This is a genomic window from Veillonella nakazawae (assembly GCF_013393365.1).
GTDB lineage: Bacteria > Bacillota > Negativicutes > Veillonellales > Veillonellaceae > Veillonella > Veillonella nakazawae.
Genome location: NZ_AP022321.1, coordinates 1,045,386 through 1,065,727, shown reverse-complemented (window position 1 = coordinate 1,065,727; position 20,342 = coordinate 1,045,386). Strand labels below are relative to the sequence as shown.

General features: G+C 35.3%; 20 protein-coding genes. 18 read left to right on the top strand and 2 right to left on the bottom strand.

Going from position 1 to position 20,342, the window contains the following annotated elements; translation table 11 throughout:
• Nucleotides 1-6 precede the first annotated feature (6 nt).
• The 9 genes from dnaK (at nucleotide 7) to VEIT17_RS04730 (ending at nucleotide 9,349) form a co-directional block, all read left to right on the top strand.
• A complete protein-coding gene (gene dnaK / locus VEIT17_RS04770; protein WP_129823003.1) occupies nucleotides 7-1,848 on the top strand; it encodes a molecular chaperone DnaK in 1,842 nt (613 codons plus the stop codon).
• Between the two features lie 16 nt (nucleotides 1,849-1,864).
• Nucleotides 1,865-3,022 carry a molecular chaperone DnaJ gene (dnaJ, locus tag VEIT17_RS04765; RefSeq protein ID WP_004695739.1) on the top strand — a complete coding sequence of 386 codons (1,158 nt, stop codon included), beginning with the start codon at nucleotides 1,865-1,867 and terminating at the stop codon, nucleotides 3,020-3,022.
• 55 nt (nucleotides 3,023-3,077) lie between these two features.
• Entirely contained in the window at nucleotides 3,078-3,941 is an 864-nt protein-coding gene (locus VEIT17_RS04760; protein WP_129823004.1) for a 50S ribosomal protein L11 methyltransferase, read from the top strand.
• On the top strand, nucleotides 3,938-4,669 hold the full coding sequence (locus VEIT17_RS04755; RefSeq protein ID WP_119208676.1) for an RsmE family RNA methyltransferase: 732 nt from the start codon (nucleotides 3,938-3,940) through the stop codon (nucleotides 4,667-4,669). The genes VEIT17_RS04760 and VEIT17_RS04755 overlap by 4 nt, the downstream gene beginning before the upstream one ends.
• 24 nt (nucleotides 4,670-4,693) lie before the next feature.
• Entirely contained in the window at nucleotides 4,694-5,989 is a 1,296-nt protein-coding gene (gene mtaB / locus VEIT17_RS04750) for a tRNA (N(6)-L-threonylcarbamoyladenosine(37)-C(2))-methylthiotransferase MtaB (protein WP_178885009.1), read from the top strand.
• Nucleotides 5,990-6,000: 11 nt separating this feature from the next.
• Nucleotides 6,001-6,345 (top strand): histidine triad nucleotide-binding protein, encoded by a 345-nt coding sequence (locus VEIT17_RS04745; protein ID WP_024063776.1) that lies wholly within the window; start codon nucleotides 6,001-6,003, stop codon nucleotides 6,343-6,345.
• Nucleotides 6,346-6,502: 157 nt separating this feature from the next.
• Nucleotides 6,503-6,682 carry a 30S ribosomal protein S21 gene (gene rpsU / locus VEIT17_RS04740; RefSeq protein WP_004695751.1) on the top strand — a complete coding sequence of 60 codons (180 nt, stop codon included), beginning with the start codon at nucleotides 6,503-6,505 and terminating at the stop codon, nucleotides 6,680-6,682.
• An 81-nt stretch (nucleotides 6,683-6,763) separates the two neighbouring features.
• Nucleotides 6,764-7,207, top strand: coding sequence for a GatB/YqeY domain-containing protein (locus VEIT17_RS04735; protein WP_178885007.1), 444 nt, complete (start codon nucleotides 6,764-6,766; stop codon nucleotides 7,205-7,207).
• Between the two features lie 237 nt (nucleotides 7,208-7,444).
• On the top strand, nucleotides 7,445-9,349 hold the full coding sequence (locus tag VEIT17_RS04730) for a type I glutamate--ammonia ligase (RefSeq protein ID WP_178885005.1): 1,905 nt from the start codon (nucleotides 7,445-7,447) through the stop codon (nucleotides 9,347-9,349).
• A gap of 92 nt (nucleotides 9,350-9,441) precedes the next feature.
• Here the strand turns inward: VEIT17_RS04730 and VEIT17_RS04725 are convergent, their stop codons facing one another.
• A complete protein-coding gene (locus tag VEIT17_RS04725; RefSeq protein WP_277872769.1) occupies nucleotides 9,442-9,612 on the bottom strand; it encodes a phosphate-starvation-inducible PsiE family protein in 171 nt (56 codons plus the stop codon).
• Nucleotides 9,612-10,127, bottom strand: a complete 516-nt coding sequence (tpx, locus tag VEIT17_RS04720) for a thiol peroxidase (protein ID WP_024064190.1) — start codon at nucleotides 10,125-10,127, stop codon at nucleotides 9,612-9,614. The genes VEIT17_RS04725 and tpx overlap by 1 nt, the downstream gene beginning before the upstream one ends.
• 282 nt (nucleotides 10,128-10,409) lie before the next feature.
• On the opposite strand from tpx, the gene VEIT17_RS04715 reads away from it, so the two are divergent.
• The 9 genes from VEIT17_RS04715 to htpX all read left to right on the top strand — a co-directional run bounded on the left by VEIT17_RS04715 (nucleotide 10,410) and on the right by htpX (nucleotide 20,322).
• Nucleotides 10,410-12,137 carry an ABC transporter ATP-binding protein gene (locus VEIT17_RS04715; RefSeq protein ID WP_178885003.1) on the top strand — a complete coding sequence of 576 codons (1,728 nt, stop codon included), beginning with the start codon at nucleotides 10,410-10,412 and terminating at the stop codon, nucleotides 12,135-12,137.
• On the top strand, nucleotides 12,124-13,869 hold the full coding sequence (locus VEIT17_RS04710; RefSeq protein ID WP_178885001.1) for an ABC transporter ATP-binding protein: 1,746 nt from the start codon (nucleotides 12,124-12,126) through the stop codon (nucleotides 13,867-13,869). The genes VEIT17_RS04715 and VEIT17_RS04710 overlap by 14 nt, the downstream gene beginning before the upstream one ends.
• A gap of 1 nt (nucleotide 13,870) precedes the next feature.
• Nucleotides 13,871-14,665, top strand: coding sequence for a TrmH family RNA methyltransferase (locus VEIT17_RS04705; protein WP_178884998.1), 795 nt, complete (start codon nucleotides 13,871-13,873; stop codon nucleotides 14,663-14,665).
• A gap of 185 nt (nucleotides 14,666-14,850) precedes the next feature.
• Nucleotides 14,851-15,705, top strand: a complete 855-nt coding sequence (locus VEIT17_RS04700) for a ChbG/HpnK family deacetylase (protein ID WP_178884996.1) — start codon at nucleotides 14,851-14,853, stop codon at nucleotides 15,703-15,705.
• A complete protein-coding gene (locus VEIT17_RS04695; RefSeq protein ID WP_178884994.1) occupies nucleotides 15,702-16,694 on the top strand; it encodes a lysylphosphatidylglycerol synthase transmembrane domain-containing protein in 993 nt (330 codons plus the stop codon). The genes VEIT17_RS04700 and VEIT17_RS04695 overlap by 4 nt, the downstream gene beginning before the upstream one ends.
• A gap of 15 nt (nucleotides 16,695-16,709) precedes the next feature.
• The gene (locus tag VEIT17_RS04690) at nucleotides 16,710-17,159 is read left to right on the top strand and encodes an ACT domain-containing protein (RefSeq protein WP_005386672.1); all 450 of its coding nucleotides are present in this window, start codon (nucleotides 16,710-16,712) and stop codon (nucleotides 17,157-17,159) included.
• Between the two features lie 24 nt (nucleotides 17,160-17,183).
• Complete coding sequence (locus VEIT17_RS04685; protein WP_178884992.1) at nucleotides 17,184-18,473, top strand: homoserine dehydrogenase; 1,290 nt, start codon at nucleotides 17,184-17,186, stop codon at nucleotides 18,471-18,473.
• Nucleotides 18,474-18,476: 3 nt separating this feature from the next.
• Entirely contained in the window at nucleotides 18,477-19,391 is a 915-nt protein-coding gene (gene thrB, locus VEIT17_RS04680; RefSeq protein WP_178884990.1) for a homoserine kinase, read from the top strand.
• A 55-nt stretch (nucleotides 19,392-19,446) separates the two neighbouring features.
• Complete coding sequence (htpX, locus tag VEIT17_RS04675) at nucleotides 19,447-20,322, top strand: zinc metalloprotease HtpX (protein WP_060924609.1); 876 nt, start codon at nucleotides 19,447-19,449, stop codon at nucleotides 20,320-20,322.
• Nucleotides 20,323-20,342 lie beyond the last annotated feature (20 nt).

The following is a 20,342-nucleotide window of genomic DNA, read 5'->3' as shown; positions in this document are numbered from 1 at the left end:
TATATTATGGCAAAGGTAATTGGTATTGATTTAGGTACTACAAACTCTTGTGTTGCGGTTATGGAAGGCGGCGAACCTACGGTTATTACTAACCAAGAAGGCGCTCGTACTACTCCTTCCGTTGTTGGTTTTGCAAAAAATGGCGAACGTTTAGTAGGTCAATTGGCTAAACGTCAAGCTGTATCTAACCCAGAAAACACAATCATTTCTATTAAACGTCACATGGGTACAGACTACAAAGTAACTGTAGAAGGTAAATCTTATACTCCTCAAGAAATTTCTGCTATGATTCTTCAAAAAATCAAAGCTGATGCAGAAGCTTACTTGGGCGAGCCTGTTAAACAAGCTGTTATTACAGTTCCTGCATACTTTACAGATGCTCAACGTCAAGCTACAAAAGACGCTGGTGCGATTGCAGGTCTTGAAGTACTTCGTATCATCAACGAACCTACAGCAGCTGCTCTTGCATATGGTGTAGATAAAGATGAAGACGGTAAAGTTCTTGTATTTGACCTTGGTGGTGGTACATTCGACGTATCTATCCTTGAACTTGGTGATGGCGTATTCGAAGTATTGGCAACATCTGGTAATAACCATCTTGGTGGCGATGACTTCGACCAACGCATCATGAACTACCTTATTGAAGAATTCAAAAAAGAAACTGGTATCGATTTATCCAATGATAAATTAGCTGATCAACGTTTAAAAGAAGCTGCTGAAAAAGCTAAAATTGAATTGTCTGGCGTAGCAAGTACAAATATCAATTTGCCATTCATCACAGCTGATGCTACTGGTCCTAAACACTTAGACGTAACATTAACTCGTGCCAAATTTGAAGAATTGACTGCTGACTTGGTACAAGCTACTATTGAACCTACACGTAAAGCTATGCAAGATGCTGGTCTTTCCGCTTCTGATATCGATAAAGTATTGTTAGTTGGTGGCTCTAGCCGTATTCCAGCTGTACAAGAAGCTATTAAAAAAGTATTGGGTAAAGAACCAACTAAAAACGTTAACCCTGATGAATGTGTAGCTATTGGTGCTGCTATTCAAGGTGGTGTATTAGTAGGTGAAGTAAAAGACGTATTGTTGCTTGATGTAACTCCATTGTCTCTTGGTATTGAAACAATGGGTGGTGTATTCACACGTATTATCGATCGTAACACTACAATTCCTACATCTAAATCTCAAGTATTCTCCACTGCAGCAGATAACCAACCATCTGTAGATATCCATGTATTGCAAGGTGAACGTGAGTTCGCAGCAGATAATAAAACATTGGGTCGATTCAACTTGGATGGTATCCCAGCAGCTCCTCGTGGGGTTCCTCAAATCGAAGTAACATTCGATATCGATGCTAATGGTATCGTACACGTAAAAGCTAAAGATTTGGGTACTCAAAAAGAACAAAAAATTACAATTACTTCTTCTAGCGGATTAAAAGAAGACGAAATCGATCGTATGGTTAAAGAAGCTGAAGCACATGCTGCAGAAGATAAAGCTAGAAAAGAAGAATTAGATGTTAAAAATAATGCAGACTCCTTGGTATATCAAGCTGAAAAAGCATTGAAAGAACTTGATGGTAAAGGCGATACTGCTTTATTGAAAGAAGTTGAAGAAGCAAAAGATAAATTGAAAAAATCTATCGAAGCTGGCAACATTGAAGACATCAAAAAAGATAGTGAAGCTTTGGAACAACCATTACATAAATTAGCAGAACAAATGTATGCAGCAGCACAACAAGCTCAACAAGCAGCTGGTGGTGCAGATCAAGGTCAACAACAAACAAAATCTGATGACAATGTAGTTGATGCTGATTACACAGTAGTGGATGACGACAAGAAATAAGAAGGGTTGGTAACTAATGGCACGTGATTATTATGACATCCTAGGGGTTAGCAAAAATGCCTCTCAAGATGAAATCAAAAAGGCCTTCCGTAAAAAGGCACGCCAATACCATCCAGATGTAAATAAAGATAATCCTAAGGAAGCAGAAGCAAAGTTTAAAGAAGCGAACGAAGCTTACGAAGTATTGTCTGACGAAACTAAAAAAGCTCAATATGACCAATTCGGCCACGACGCCTTCAAACAAGGAGGCGGCGCTGGCGCCGGTGGTTTCCAAGGAGGCTTTGGAGGTTTCGGTGGTCAAGCTGGCGGATTTGGTGATATCTTTGGCGACATTTTTGGAGGCATGTTTGGTGGTGGACGCCAACAACAAGGCCCTCAAAAAGGCAATGACTTGCGCGAAGATATTGATATTTCCTTTGAAGATGCAGCCTTTGGTAAATCTATGGAAATAGAAGTGCATCGTCATGAAGAATGTGATCACTGTCATGGTACTGGTGGTGAACCAGGATCTCGTGTCGATACTTGTCCAAACTGTCATGGTTCTGGTCAAGAAGCGGTTATTCAAAATACTCCATTTGGGCGTATGCAATCCGTTCGCACTTGTTCTCGCTGTCATGGTACTGGTAAAAGCATTGAAAAACCTTGTTCTAAATGCCGTGGTACAGGTGAAATGCTTGCAAAACGCAAGATTTCTATTAAAATTCCAGCAGGTGTAGATAGTGGTTCTCGCTTACGCGTTGCTAATGAAGGTGAACCAGGTATCTTAGGTGGCCCTAAAGGCGATCTTTATGTATATATTTTTGTTCGTCCTCATAAGGAATTTGAACGAAATGGTAATGACGTTATTAGCCGTGTGAATATTAGCTTTGCTCAAGCTGCTCTTGGTGCGACTATACAAGTTAACACCTTAGATGGTAAAGTAGAGTTAAAGATTCCGGAAGGTACTCAAACGGGAACGGCATTCCGCGTAAAGGGCAAAGGTATTCCATATTTGCGTAACCCTAACCAAAGAGGGGACCAACATATTGTAGTAACTGTCCAAACGCCTAAAAAATTGACCGATACTCAACGTGAGTTGTTATTACGCTTTGCTAATGAAAGCAATGAAGATGTAAATAACTTGCAAGTGAGCAAAAGTCTCTTTGAAAAAATCAAGGACTGTTTAACGAAATGAACAGCTCATGTGAAGGAATGGTTTGTTCCATCACATTCCCTATAAAGGAGCATATATGCAGTGGATAGAAGTATCCATTGTCTGTGAAAGAGTAGCCACCGATGAGGTGACTACTCTTTTTGACGATTACGCAGACAATGGAATTATAGAAGAAGATATTGAAGAACAACCTAATTTAATAAAATTAACGCTCTACGCTGATCCAACACTTGATGCCGATGTGATTAAAGAAGACTTAGAAAAACGTCTTACAGAGGCAAATATTACGGTAAAATCAATAGATGCTCATATACTAGACGAATCTACGTGGTTAAATTCTTGGCAACAATATATTGAGCCTACAGAAATATTACCAAATATTGTAATTAAACCTGCATGGCAAGAATATGATAACGTCGACAATAAAACAATTATAGAAATCGATTCAGATATTTCCTTTGGTACTGGCTCTCATGAGACAACACGTACATGTGCCGAACTATTGAAATCTTATAGTGAATCCATGGATCTTAATCAAGTTACTTGTTTAGATATTGGTACAGGAACGGGTATTCTCTTATTGGTAGCAGCACATTTAGGAATCAAGCATTTGGTTGGTATTGATATTGAGGAATATGCTGCCAATCAAGCTCGTATTAACTGTGAGAATAATCATGTATCTGCAGAGATTATTTGTGGTAATTTGGATAGTGATTTCAATGGTACTGCCCAATTAATTTTAGCTAACTTAACAGTGGATCCACTTAAAATACTATTACCTCAAATTGGTAAAAAACTAGAGGATAAGGGAATTTTAATTATAAGTGGCATTATAGATGATCGGTATGATGAAATCATGCCATATATTAAGGCTAATTGGCATATTATTGAGGAGCGCATTGCAGGGCCTTGGCATACATTTGCGCTAGAAAAGCGATGAAAAAGATTTTTATTCCTACACCATTAGATGAAAGAATAGAATTACCGAAAGATGTGACGCATCATGTGTTACATGTATTTCGTCATAATATAGAGGAACCCATTACTGTAACGGGCAGTGATAATCGTTGTGGTATCTATCAGATTACTGATGAAGTTGATGGTATAGCACAGGCTAAACTTATTGAATATGTAGCGATTGATGTATCGTCGTATCGAACTATTCTAGTTCAATCCTTATTGAAAGGTGAAAAGTTAGAATGGGTATTACAAAAAGCGACGGAATTAAATGTAGATACCATTTATCTTGTATCTACGGCAAACTGTGTAGCTAAATATGATGATAAGAAACTACAATCAAAAGTCAGTCGTTGGGAAAAAATTATGTTAGAAGCAGCCCAACAGTGTGGCCGCAATCAACTGCCCACACTTGTAGTAGGTGAAACGCTTTCACAAGTATTAACAATCGAAGCTGACGCATTAAAATTAGTAGCTTATGAAAATGAAGATGGTCATACTATTAAGTCCGCACTACAATTAGTACACACTAATCAAACTATAACTGATATTCTAATCTGTATTGGTCCAGAGGGGGGCTATCAAGAGAAGGAAATCAATGCTATTATAGAGAGTGGCGGTAAATCAGTATCGCTGGGCAATACTATTTTACGAGCAGAAACAGCTGCCATTGGATCATTAGCAATGATTCAATATGAATTAGAACTATAAATTAAACAAGAATAAAGAGGTGTAATGAAAACCGTTGCTTTTACAACCTTGGGCTGTCGTGTCAATCAGTATGACACAGATGCTATGAAAGGTTTATTTTTACAAAATAATTACGAAGCAGTAGACTTCGATGAAAAAGCGGATATATATGTAATTAATACATGTTCTGTAACGAATATGGGGGAAAAAAAATCCCGTCAATTAATTCGTAAGGCTAAGCGTCAAAATGAAGATGCCTATGTTATTGTAACTGGTTGTTATGCTCAACTTGATCCAGATGCGATTGCTGCTATTGATGGTGTTAACCTTGTGATAGGTACAAACAATCGATCTAAAATCGTTGAGCTAGTAGAGCAATTAGAATCTACAGAACGTCAAATCAATGCTGTTAGAGATATTATGAACGAGTCTAACTTTGAAGAAATGCCATTATATGGTAATGAATCTGACAAAGCTCGTGCTTTCATGAAAATTCAAGAAGGTTGTAATAACTATTGCGCCTTTTGTATCATTCCTTATACTCGAGGAAAATTGAAATCTCGTAAAGTGGATGATATTGTACAAGAGGCAAAACGTTTAGTAGAACATGGATTCCATGAAATCGTATTAACAGGTATACATTTAGGGAATTATGGTGTAGAATTACCAGGTCGCCCTACATTAGCCGATGTAGTAAAAGCTTTATTAGAGATTCCTAATTTATATCGTATTCGTTTCGGGTCTATTGAGTCGGTAGAGGTTTCTGATGAGTTAGTAGAATTAATGGCTACTAATAAACGTGTTTGTCCACATTTACATTTACCACTACAAGCTGGTTCTGATCATGTATTAAAGTTGATGAAACGCCATTATACATTGCAAGAATATAAAGACTTGATTGCAAGTTTGCGTTCTCGTATTAAAGATTTATCAATTACGACTGATATTATTGCAGGTTTCCCGCAAGAAACAGATGAAGACTTTGAAGAAACATTAAATACAGTACGGGAAATTGGGTTTACCCATATTCATGCATTCCCATACTCTATTCGTGAGGGCACACCTGCAGCTACTATGCCGGATCAAGTACCTGAAGCTGTAAAGAAAACTCGTGTAGCACTTTTGAATGGTCTTAGCCAATCTGGTTATGAAGCATACGCAAAATCTCGCATTGGTAAGCCTGGTGAGATTCTCATCGAAAAGGAAGAGCATGGATACTATATGGGCTTAACAAATGAGTATGTAAATGGTAAAGTAAAGTCTGATGGATTACATAAGATTGGTGATCTAATCGGAGGTACTGTTGTTGGTTTAGAAGATAATTATTTAATTATTGAATAAGGAGTCTAATTATGAGTGATTGCATTTTCTGTAAAATTATCAATGGTGAAATTCCATCTAAAAAAGTATTAGAAAACGATAAATTTTATGCATTCCATGATATTGAACCAGTGAAAAAAGTACATGTTCTTATTGTGCCAAAAAATCACGTAGCTAACATTGCTCATCTTACTGAAAAAAATGAAGACTATGTAGAAGGTTTATTGCCATTCGTACGTGATGTAGCAAAAGAACTAGGTATTTCTAAAGATGGTTATCGTTTGATCTTTAATACTGGCGCAAAAGCAGGTCAAACTGTATTCCATATGCATGCACATCTTTTAGGTGGCGAAGAAATGGGCTGGCCTGAAGCTTAAAATTGAGTATAATGTATTCTTTTTATAATACTTATTAAAATTCCTATAAAATATACCGGAAAATATTGACAACATCTATACCTATACATATAATATTATATGTGCGTATGTAAATTATCAGCACTTCCCGAGATTATTTTTGGAGGGAGGGATATAGATGTCTGAAATCAAAGTCGGTAAAAACGAAACGCTTGAAAGTGCTCTTCGTCGATTCAAACGCTCCTGCCAAAAAGCGGGTGTTTTGTCTGAAGTAAGAAAACGCGAACACTACGAAAAACCAAGCGTAAAAAGAAAGAAAAAATCTGAAGCAGCAAGAAAACGCAAATTCAGAGCATAAGATGATTACCCTAATTCTGCCTTTTCATGGCTTCATGAAATCCAGAATTAGGGTTTCTTTATATATAAAATAGGAGGAACTATGAGCTTAAAAGATCAATTAAAAGAAGATATGAAAGCGGCTATGAAAGCTCGTGAAGAAGGAAAAACGGCTTTATCTGTAATTCGAATGGTTAATAGTGCTATTAAGAATGCAGAAATCAATGATAAAGTGGAGCTTGATGATAATGGTATTCTTGGCATTTTGGCGAAAGAAATGAAAACTCGCCAAGATTCTTTAGTTGAATTTGAAAAAGCGGGTCGTGAAGACTTAATCTCTCATGTAAAAGAAGAGATGGCAGTACTACAAAAATATTTACCAGCTCAAATGAGTGAAGATGAAATTCGTACAGTCGTAAAAGAAGCGATTTCTGCATGTGGCGATGCTGTAAATATGGGGAATGTTATGAAACATGTAATGCCAAAAACTAAAGGTCGTGCAGATGGTAAAATAGTTAATAATATCGTTAAAGAGTTACTTGGATAATATATTGTAAAATAGCTAATTAAACGGTTGATATAGTTAGTATATTTAATTCATTAACATAGAACTCTAAAACTATAGTTAAGAGTATTATGAAATTCTATAGAAAGTTATTGACATATATTTTCACTATATGATATTATGAGTGCAACAAAATAATTGGTCAACGAAGACTCCACTTTAGATATATGGAATATATATCTATTTGTTGGAGTCTTTTTATTTTTAGGAGGAACCATTATGACAAGTACTAAAGATTTATTGTATTACATTCCAGCAGGTCAATATGGTAAAGAAGGTGTTCTTGCACTATTAGAACAACATCCAGAAATTAAATTTGTATCTCTTGTAGGTATTGATTTAGCTGGTAATGATACAGATGAAAAAATCCCTATGGCAGCATTCTTTGATGATTATGAGGCATTCTTTGAAGGTCGTGCTGTTCAAACAGATGGTTCTTCTGTAGTACTTACAAATATCGCCACATTGAATAATGCACGTGTAGATATGTGGGGCGACCCAAGTGTAAACTGGTTCGTTGATTATAACTATGAAAATATCGATGAAGCAACAGGTTTACCAACTGGTACACTTCGTATTCCTGCATTCTTGATGCATAACTACCGTTATGTTGACTCTCGTTCTATCTTAAAAAACAGCTGTGATTATGTTCGTGCAGAACTATTATCCTTGATCAAAGAACATGGTCTACCTGGTATGCCTCATGTGAAAGCTGATGACGTTGTAGACATTATCTTTACATCTGCTACAGAATTGGAATTCTGGGTAAAAACTCCATCTAGAACAGTTACCAAAAAAGAATTATCCGTATCTCAAAAATTACAAGAACAATACTGGCAACGTACACATGGTACAGTTCGTACTGCATTAGAACAAGCAGTTGAACGCTTAGACCAATACGGTATGGTTGCAGAAATGGGCCATAAGGAAGTAGGTGGCGTTAAAGCTAAACTTGATGAAGATGGTCATGAAGCAGTTGTACTAGAACAATTAGAAATCGACTGGAAATTCTCTAATAACCCATTACAAACAGCAGATAATGAATTACAAGCTCGTATTATTGTTCGTGAAGTGTTCCGTGAAAATGGTCTTGATGTAACATTCAATGCAAAACCTATTATTGGCGTAGCTGGTTCTGGTGAACATACACACTTTGGTGTTATGGCTAAATTAAAATCTGGTAAACTTGTAAACTTGTTTAGCCCAGAAGATATGCGTAAAGAATCTGCTAGCTCCTTGGGTATTGGTGCTATCATGGGGTTATTGAAACACTATGAAGCAATCAATCCATTTATCAGTTCTACAACAGACTCCTTAAATCGTTTAAAACCTGGCTTCGAAGCTCCAGTATGTATCGTTACATCTTTAGGTACTGATCCTTCCGAACCAAGCCGTAACCGTACAATCCTTTGTGGTTTGATTCGTGATATCGATAATCCTATGGCTACACGTTATGAATTGCGTTCTCCAAACCCTTATACAAATACATATACTGCATTAGCATTGATCTTCATCTCTGCATTTGATGGTATGAAATATGCTATTACATCTGGTAAAACACAAGCACAATTAGAAGCAGAGCTTTCCAAAGAAGTGGGTGAATCTGCTGATTACCTTGCTACAAATCGTGCATATCGTACAGAAAAAGACGTATTCGATGATTTCACTCAAGAAGAACGTAATCAAATGTTTGGTGTTGCACCAGCCACTGTATGGGAAAACATTAAAGGTTACCATAACAATCCTGAATTAGTTGAAACATTAGCTCAAGGCAATGCATTTGCAAAAGATTTGATGGATTCCTTTATCGCATCTATCTTGAAACGTTGGAAACTTGTATTGGCTCACCGCTTAATTCCTGATAATCTTGATACAGTTCGTAAGATGGTAGCTATTCATACTGATAGCCGTAATAGTGTAGATGATAAACGTTTTGCAGAGGTTAATGACTTACGTTTCTATCTTGCTAAAGATAGTGATGATCGCAAATCTTTATTCACTCGTTTAATCGATGCACTTAATGCCGGTGAATATGACTTAGCATCTCAATTACAAATTGAAATGAACGATAAAATGGAAGAATTAGAAGCTAAATATACTAACTATGCAAAAAACATCTTCTAATATCGGTTGATTCTATTACTCAAAAAGGGCTCCTACATTTGTAGGAGCCCTTTTATTCATATTAACTTTTTATAATTTAGTCGTTAAAGCTATTACTCGTTATGTCCTATAAACTTTTCTACTAATACTAAACTACATACAAGTACAAAAATTGCAACGGACCAAATTAAATTATCAAATGCAGATTCATGGTCAATAATTAGAAGTCTTACAATTGCTGTAATCCCAATATACAAAAAGAAATCAAGAGAATATCTAAGGATTAGATATCAGCTTTAATTGCTTCTAATGCAGCATCGAAGTTAACTGCTTGAGTTACTTCAGGTACGTATTCAACATAAGTTACTTTATTTTCTTTGTTGATTACTACTACGCCACGAGTTAAGAGACGAAGTTCTTCAATCAAGAAGCCATAGTTTTCACCGAAGGAAGCGTCTTTGTGGTCAGACAAAGTAATAACTTTATCTACGCCAGCAGCGCCACACCAACGTTTTTGAGCGAAAGGCAAGTCCATAGAAATTGTCAATACTACAACATCATCAGAAAGTGCTGTAGCATCTTGGTTGAACCAACGAGTTTGAGCGTCACAAACGCCTGTATCAAGGGAAGGAACAACGGAGATAACTTTTACTTTACCTTCGAAATCTTTTAATGTTTTAGGTTGTAAGTCGTTGCTTAAAACTGTGAAGTCAGGAGCTTGTTGACCTACTTTAACTTCTGGGCCAACCAATGTGATAGGGCCACCTGCAAATGTTACTACGCCAGTACGTTTTTCCATGTTGTATTCCTCCTAAGAGTTTTAATTCTAATGTTCGTAAGGATACGTTTTGTATCTATGCATAGTATAACACTTACATTACCATAAGTAAACTAAAAAATTCGATATAGTGTTTTTAAGGGAATAAATAGTATATTATTGGCTTTATAATCAAGAAAATATCTTTTAACTACATTATATACGTATAGGTGTATTATGATATATGAAAAAAATGTGTATACTATAAGGAGTATATTTAAATAATGATAATCCTGTAATATAGAAATTTAACTGAGAGGTCCTATGAAATCTATAGAGCTATTTATGCAGTTTTTCCGCCGAGAAGGTTGGGTATATGCCATCGGTTTAACTATGCTAATCGCTATTGATATAGCATTTTTATTTGTTCCACAATTCATTGGTAATGCCATCGATACACTAAGTCACAATAAAGAGGGATTAGTCAATTATATTATTTACTTTATTTTATTATTTATTATTATAACGATTCTAAAAGTTATTTCGCGACGCACCTTACTTGGTTCCATCCGTCGTATGGAGTACCTTTTTCGTGAAATCTTGTGTAGAAAAGCATTACAAATAAAAACAACATATTATGAGGCAAATGGACCTGGTAAAGTTATGGCGTTGATGACAAATGATGTTACATCTCTTCGTGTAGCGTTAGGTTTAGGTGTAATGATTGTGGTGGATATTATATTTTATTCCATTGTAGGATCTATTATTTTAATACAAAAAATAGATGGTCTATTAGCTTTTAAAATCATGACACCTGTATTCTTTATCATTGTTACAATATTTGTGTTGGGCAGAAAATTACGTGCTAAACAGCGTAGTGCTCAAGCTACTTATAGTGATATGACAGAATTTGGGCAAGAATTATTTCAAGGAATGGATGTAATTAGGGCTTTTAATAGGGAACGAATTATATCTCATTCTTTTGAGAAAATAAATAAACTAAATTATAAGAAAAATATGGAGGTTGCCTTACTAGACTCTGTACTAACACCGTTAACGAGAATTGCTCCTTTTATTTGTATTAGTATCAGTATTTTCATATGTGGTCACCTAGCTGTAGATGGTCAAATGTCCATAGGTGAATTTGTAACTATCAATTCATTCATTATGCTAATCGTAGGACCTTTAATTGGCTTTGGTGGACTCATTTCGATTGTACAAAAAGGCTTGGCATCTTTAGATCGTATTACCGATTTCTTACGACTACCAATAGAGTCAATTGATGACTCAACTGAAGTATTACCACTTGAGGATATTAATATACGATATTTAGATTTTAATTATGAAAATTCTAAAGGTCATGCATTGTCTCAAGTATCTACAACTATTCGTAAAGGCTCTTTTATAGGCATTGTTGGTAAACCTGGTTCTGGTAAAAGTACGCTCTTTAAATTACTCATTGGTTTGCAACAAAGCCCCGCTAAATCTATTTATTTTGGGAACCAAGATATTTCAGATATACCTTTATCTAAGCTTCGAAATTCAATAGCTTATGTACCAACTCAATCTTATTTATTGAGTACTACTATTGAAGATAATATTAAATTTGGTAAAGAATTACCTATGCATGAATCCGTAGAGGTGGCTGCAAAAAAAGCCGACCTATATAGAGATTTAGGTAATCTATTAGATAATGACTTACATACTCTTGCAGAAGAAGGACATGATTTATCTGGTGGTCAAAAGCAACGTATTAATATGGCTCGAGGTTTTTATAAAAATGCACCATATTTATTATTAGATGATTGTTTCTCAGCTTTAGATGCAGTAACAGTAAATACTATTTTAGAGACATTACATACAGTAAATACACAAACTATATTATGTATTTCACAACGATTAGAGGTTATTGAAAAAGCTGATAAAATTATTGTCTTTGATGAAGGTCATATAGCTGAAGAGGGGACACATGAAGAATTATTAAATCTCAATGGTTTATATAAAACACTCTATGAAGCACAGAAAGGAGAGGCTCAAAATGAAAACGCATAAAGAAAGAAACGATTGGGCTTTATTCTCCTATATAACTGCATATATTAAACCCTATTTAGGAATCCTATTAGTCGCAGCAATCGCTCTAGCTGGAAATCTTATCCTATTGTTGCTTAGACCATATATTACAAAACAAGTAATCGATCTAGGGTTTGCCACAAATGATATTAACGTTATTGAATATTATGCTGTTTTATATGGCCTTACTATCATTGGTAGTGTGTGCTTTATTTTCATAGAAAACTATTTTTTAAAAAGCTTTGGGCAAAAGATTATTTATAAGATTCGCCATATTGTGTTCCAAAAAATTCTACATAAACCACATGATGAATTTTATAAATTGCCTATTGGTAATTGGGTGACTCGAATTACTAATGATGTAGAATCACTGCGCACCTTATATACAGATGTATTATTGAATTTAACTAGTAGTGGATTAATGATTATCGGTATATTAGCCTTTATGTATGCTATTAATATACCATTAGCCATTATTATGACAATTTTAGTGCCTATTATGGGTGGCATTATTTGGGTATATCAAAAGTTCTCTAGAAAGGCTTTTCGTCAAGTAAGACGATCCGTAGCAGCGTCAAATGCGAGTATTAAGGAACTACTTAATTATATTGTTATTGTAAAGTCCTATGGTGGAGAAAAGGCTATAGAAGATAAATATGAAACTGTTAATAAAGGTTTTTTAGAAGCCGGTCTTTTTGAAGTAACAACATTTTCTATTTTTAGACCTCTCGTTGATGGATTATTTTTTGTAGCATTAATTGTTATATTTACCACTACCAATTTAATTGATTCTATAGCTGATGCAGGTACTGTTTTTGCTTTCATTCAATATATGGATCGATTTTTTCAACCATTAAAGGACATTGCAGACAAATATAATTCCCTGCAAAGTGCATTAGCTGGTGCAGAACGGTTAGTTCCATTATTAGAGGAAAAAGAGCGAAATATGGTAGATGAAGTTCCAAAGGAACTGATTCCTGTAGAATCAATTGAATTTGATCATGTTTGGTTTTCCTATGAGAATAACGATGTCTATGCATTACAAGATTTTACCTTACATATTAAAGCTGGTGATTTTACTGGTATTGTAGGTCCATCCGGTAGTGGTAAGTCCACATTATTGTCCTTACTAATGGGTATCTATAAACCTACAAAGGGTTCTATCTACATTAATGGTATTGATATTTCAAAATATGATAGTTCTGTACTTCGTCATTTAATGGGCTATGTATTCCAACAAGCTTACTTATTTAAAGGTTCTATTAAAGATAATCTTACACTTTTTGATAACTCTATATCTCATGATGAAATGGTAAAAGCTGCAAAACAAGTAAATTTAGATTCTATGATTGAACAATTACCTGAAGGCTATAATACACCTGTTGGGTACTTAGGTTCTCTGTTATCAGATGGACAAAAGCAATTACTAGCCTTTGGTCGTACATTAATAAGAAATATACCTATTTTATTATTAGATGAAGCAACTGCTAATATTGATAGTCATACGGAAAAACAAATACAAGCAAGTATCGAAAATATCCGTGGCAGTAAAACAATCGTAAGCATTGCTCATCGGTTATCCACCGTACAAGACGCTAATGAAATTGTTTATATTGAATATGGTAAAATAAAAGAAAAAGGTTCTTTCAACGAATTGATTGAGTTAAAGGGCGCCTTTTATAATCTATGGATTCGTCAAAAAAGTGGGAGTTAGCATGGAATTTATCCAATCTAAAGATAATAAAACTATAAAGCATATAGTTTCTCTAGGACAACGCAAAAATCGTAGTAAATATGGTGAATACATTGTAGAAGGGATTCGTTCCATTCGTGATATTTCAACTATGGGGGTAATAAAAGCAATTGTTATACGCGAATCTAAATGTAAAGATAAAAATATAGAGAAATTATTATCCTTAGAGTCGATGCAATCGATACCTACTTATATTGCTCAAGATCCAGTATTTGATAAAATTGATAACACCGTAAATGGTCAAGGTATCTTTGCTATAGTATCTAAACCTACATATAGTATGGAATCAATTTCTATTGAAGATGGTGTATATATTACATTAGATGGCGTACAAGACCCTGGTAACCTAGGTACGATTTTACGTACCGCTGTAGCGGCAGGTGTGAAGGGGATATTTTTAATGAAAGGTACTGTTGATCCATATAATGATAAGACTGTACGTAGTACAATGAGTGCATTACATAAAATACCTGTTTATGAAGATGTTACATTATCTATGCTTAATGATCTTATTGCAGAATCTAATATGTCTACCTATGTAACTGCCCTAGATAATTCAAAACCATATCATATGGTGGCCTATGATAAACGATGTATGTTGATTTTAGGCAATGAAGGGAATGGTGTAACACCAGAGGTTATGAATCTATGTAAACACCGTATTATGATTCCTATGTATGGAGATATAGAATCCTTAAATGTGAGTGTGGCAGCAGCTCTATGTATGTATAAAGCACAAGAACAATTGATGTGCTAATTAAAATATATTAGGGTTGAATCATGTATTTATGATAAAAATTTATAAGTATATCGAAAGTCCTCTACTAGTATACAAGTAGAGGGCTTTTGTATTGATTTTATAGCTCTGTATTTGGTACAATAACATATATCCTTTGTGGGAGAACAAAGTTCTCCCTTTTTTTTATGAAAAGGAAGTAAACTATGTCCAAATTAATAGTAAATGCAGATGACTTTGGTCTTCATAGTGCAGTTAATGCTGCCGTCATTGATGGTCATCGTACAGGTATCATTACGAGCACCTCTCTATTAGCGGGAGGCGAAGCTTTTTCAGAAGCCGTAAGTATGGCAAAAAATAACCCTAAGTTGGGCATTGGTGTTCATATCGCCTTAGTAGGTGGACTTAAACCAGTATGTAATCCTGCTGAAGTACCATCGCTGCTAACCTCTGAAGGCGTATTTCCAGAAACATATATCGATTTTATGAAGCGAATTTATACTGGAAAGATTAATTATAGTGAATTGCGCAAAGAAATTCACGCTCAAATGGAACGTATTATGGAATCTGGTTTACATGTAACGCATATTGATGGTCATCAACATATGCATGTATTACCGACGGTACTACCAATCGTAATAGAGCAAGCTAAACAGTATAGTATTAATGCTATACGCATTCCAGATGAATCTTCTTTATTTGTCAATTATATGTATTCTCCGGTGCGATTGTTAGGTAAGGTGGGGTTATCCACTGTGGCTGCAAAAGCACGTCCTACAATACGTGATAATGGCATGTATTCAACTCAATACTTTTGGGGTATGGTAAATGGGGGACACATTAACCAAAAAAACTTAATGGGTATATTAAAATGCGTATCTAAAAAATCGGGTACTCATGAATTGATGATTCATCCAGGTTTAAATAATACGCTTCTTGGAAATCAATATAAATGGGGCTATCATTGGGAAGATGAATTACAAGCTGTATGTTCCAACCATACGCATTTATATATTAGACAACATAATATTGAGCTAATTAATTATGGAGATTTGATATGAGTAAAATGATGAAGAGAGGCATTTTTATGTTTCTCTTACTATTGGCTGTGTCAATTGGTATCATTTACTACACTATTGATCTAGATGCATTAAAAACAATTTCATCATTTAATAGTATTTCTTTATTATTGGCTTTAGTGGCCTTAACAGTAGGCATGTATTTTGATGGTTTACGGTTACAAAGACTCGTAAAAATCGGAGGATATAAGTTATCTATAAAGGCTGTACTTCGTGTAATCTTTAGTAATTATTTCATGGCTATGTTAACCCCTGGTGCTAGTGGGGGTGCTGTTGCTCAAGTATTAGTATTACGGAGTTATGGTGTGCCAATATCTAAAGGGACTCCTATTGTGTTAATACGTACCGTATTTTCTATCATGTTCCTTGTTATTATGTTACCCTTCGTATTCTTAAGAGATGCTATTGAAATTCCATATATTTCAAGAGATATGCTATTGATTTTTGCAGTAATATCTGTCATTGCAATGCTGGTAGGTACTTATATCTTACAAACTAAATATATGCGTCAATTTGTATATAACTTAGCGCAACGGTTTAAAGCTCATAAAACGAAAGATTGGCTTTCTAAATTAGAAACATTAAATCAAGGTTTAGGATTACTATATAAACAACCAATTCAATCGTTTATTGTATTTATTGAATCTGGGTTGAGTCTATTATCCTTATACTGTATTGCGCCAGCATTAATGTATGCTTTTACACCAGATATTCCGATCATTGATATATTAGATCGAATGATTCTATTGAATCTTATTTTATATTTTGCACCAACACCAGGGGGAACAGGGATTGCAGAAGGACTATTTGTAGTATTGTTTAGTACCTTTGTCCCTAATGGAACGGTTGGTATTGTTGCTGTAGCATGGCGCGTTATAGCAGAGTATTTGCCATTTTTTGTCGGCATGTATGCGGTGTTAACATTATATGGGCGTCAATTTGTAGCCCAAGAAACTTCAACAGAACAATAAGGGAGTGTGTGTTCTATGACTAAACCAAAAAAAGATAAGTTTTATCTGGTGCAAGAAGATATTTTACCAGAAGCGATAAAAAAGACGATTAAGGTAAAAGAAATTTTGAAACTAGGTGAGGTTAAAACTATTAATGAAGCAGTGGAAAAGATGGATTTGAGTCGTTCTGCATACTATAAGTATAAAGATTATGTATTCCCATTTTTTGAAATTGCTCAAGGTAAAATTGTAAGCATTTATGTTTCAATGTCTAATGAATCAGGTATGTTATCTAGTGTGTTAAAAGCAATTGCAGAACGCAATGGTAGTATATTGACTATCAATCAAGACATTCCTCTACAAGGTATAGCTAATAGCAGCATTTCCTTTGAAACTAAAGACTTACAAGGTTCATTAGAAGATTTATTATTAGATATTCGCTCTATGAAGGGCATTATTAAAGTAGAAATTTTAGGCCAAGCATAGGCTAATTAAGAGAGTAGGACAATTATGACCACTATAAAAATTGCGTTATTAGGTTTTGGTACTGTTGCACAAGGTACATTTAATTTATTGCAAGATAATGCTGAGTTAATTAGAAATCGCACAGGTGTTAATGTTGAAATTTCTAAAATCTTTGTACGTAATCCTGATAAATATAGCGATATTACATTGCCTGAAACAGCTCAATATGTAACAGATATTGATGAAGTACTAAAAGATGAGTCCATTCAAATGGTTGTGGAATTAATGGGTGGTACAACCTTTGCTAAAGATTGTGTAGAAGGCGCTTTAAAGGCTAAAAAAAATGTAGTAACTGCAAATAAAGATTTGTTAGCAGAATCCGGCCCATATCTATTAGACTTAGCTAGCAAAAACGGCGTAGATTTACGCTTTGAAGCATCTGTATTAGGTGGGATTCCAATTATCCGTACATTATATGAGTCCTTAGCTGGCAACCGTATTACAGAGCTAATCGGTATTATGAATGGTACTACAAACTTTATTTTAACTAAAATGTCTGAAGAAGGTTTAAGCTATCAAGACGTACTAAAGGAAGCGCAAGATCTTGGTTATGCTGAGGCCGATCCTACAGCAGACGTTGAAGGTCTAGATGCGGCACGTAAACTTGCTATTCTTGCATCTATTAGTTTCAATCGTCGCATTTTCTTTGAAGATGTATCCGTAGAAGGTATTACTTGCATTGATACGGAAGATATTAAATTTGGTAAAGAATTTGGTTATAACATCAAGCTATTAGGTATTGCAAAAGAAACTAGTCAAGGTTTATCTCTAAATGTATACCCAGCATTTATTCCTACCACACATCCCTTAGCATCTGTTCGCGGTTCTTATAATGCGATTTATGTAAAAGGTAATGGTATTGATGATGTAATGCTATACGGTCGTGGTGCTGGTAGCTTACCTACAGGTAGCTCTGTAGTATCCGATATTATGGAAGTGGCTAAAAATGTTTCATACAACGAAACAGGTCGTTTGAAGCCATTCTATTATGATCAAAAAAATATTTACTCACCTGGTAAGATTCAATCTAGCTATTACTTACGTTTGGAAGTAGATAATAAAACAGGTGTATTAGCAAAAATTTCTGCCAAATTAGCAGAACAAAAGATTTCTGTTTTATCCATCGTTCAAAGAAATATGGATCCAGAAACTGCTGTATTAGCGATTGTAACATCTAAATGTCCTAGATCTTATATTTTAAATCTTATCGATTCCTTTAACAGCTTGCGTTCCGTTAAGTCTGTTAATAGTGTAATTCGTATTATGGAAGATTAAGCTATGAACACTGTTCGCGTACAAGTACCAGCCACTAGTGCTAACTGTGGACCTGGTTTTGATTGCTTAGGTTTGGCACTCAATTTATACAACTTTTTTAGCTTTACACCTGATGTAAAAGCTACAGAATACACCTATACTTTTGAAGGTTTTGGCGCAGATATTTTACGTGCTGAAGATCCTAAAAAAAATCTTATTGGCTTTGCAATGGATCAAGTTTTTGCTACTGTGCAAGAACCAATCCAATATGGACATATTGTGTCTGAAACTTTAATTCCTCCATCTCGTGGGCTCGGTAGTAGTAGTACAGCAATTGTAGGCGGCTTATTATTGGCTAACGCGTTAGTTAATCATCCACTTTCAAAAGAGGAATTGTTAGTCATTGCAAACCGTATGGAAGGTCATCCAGATAATGTGGCACCTGCTATTTTCGGTAATTTATGCTGTGCTACAGGCTTAAAAACAAAGGTATTAAATACAGTTATCTCTGTTCCATCTGAATTGCATTTTGCCGTAGTCGTACCTGAGGTGATGGTTTCTACAGAATACGCTCGTTCTGTGTTACCTAATCATGTACCATTTAAAGAGGCTGTGCAAAATGTGAGCCATGCATCTTTATTTGTAACCAGTTTGATTACACATCAATTAAGCAATTTATCTGTTGCATTAGATGATAATTTGCATGTACCATATCGTAAAACATTAATACCACATTGTGATGTAGCCTTTGAAGCAGCTAAAGCTGCTGGCGCATATGGTGCAACTATTAGTGGATCTGGATCCACTCTAATTGCCTATGTAGATAAAGCCCACGTACAAGCTGTGGCAGATGCTATGGGTGCTGTATTTACATCTAATGGAATTGAAAATAGAACATATTGCTTAGAAGCCGATAGTAAAGGAGCATCAATTATTTAGTTTGTGGTATAATTATAGTGTTAGGCATAGTCCATAACTATAATTGGAGGAAACTATGAACAATATGAAAACAACGCTTTTATTAGCGACTTTGACGGCCATTTTAGTGGTCTTAGGTGATATGATTGGTGGTAGAAGTGGTATGATGATTATGTTCGTTATATCCATGGGCATGAATTTTATGTCCTATTGGTTTAGCGATAAAATTGTTTTAGCACAATATAACGCACAACAAGTTACTGCACAATCTAACCCTAAATTATATGGTATGGTAGAACGATTGGCTAAAAATGGTAAATTACCAATGCCAAAGGTATATATCATCCCTAGTGATGTACCTAATGCATTTGCTACAGGTAGAAATCCGAGTCATGCAGCAGTTGCTGTTACAGAAGGTATCCAGCGACTATTAACAGACGACGAGCTAGAAGGTGTTTTAGGACATGAATTAACCCATGTCAAGCATCGTGATACATTGATCAGTACTATTGCTGCTATGATGGCAGGCGCAATTTCTATGATTGCTCAGGTTCTACAATTTTCTGCAATCTTTGGACGCTCCGATGATCGAGAAGGTTCTAATCCTTTAGCATTAATAGGTGCCATAATTATTGCTCCTATCGCAGCAGGACTTATTCAGATGAGCATTTCTCGTGCCAGAGAATTCTTAGCTGATGAGGGGGGCGGAGAGATGTGCCGCAACCCTTTAGCTTTGGCGTCAGCCCTTGCAAAAATTGACTACTATTCAAAACATGGTGCATTGCCAAATGCAAGTAATGCAACAGCCCATATGTTTATCATCAACCCGATGGTTGGTATTGGTGAAAGCTTGAGCAATCTTTTTAGTACACATCCTCGTACAGAGGAACGTATTGCAAAATTGAAACAACAAGCAATGAATCCTAAATATAAAGAAAAAGCATTATTTTAATTAATATCTACAGGAGGATA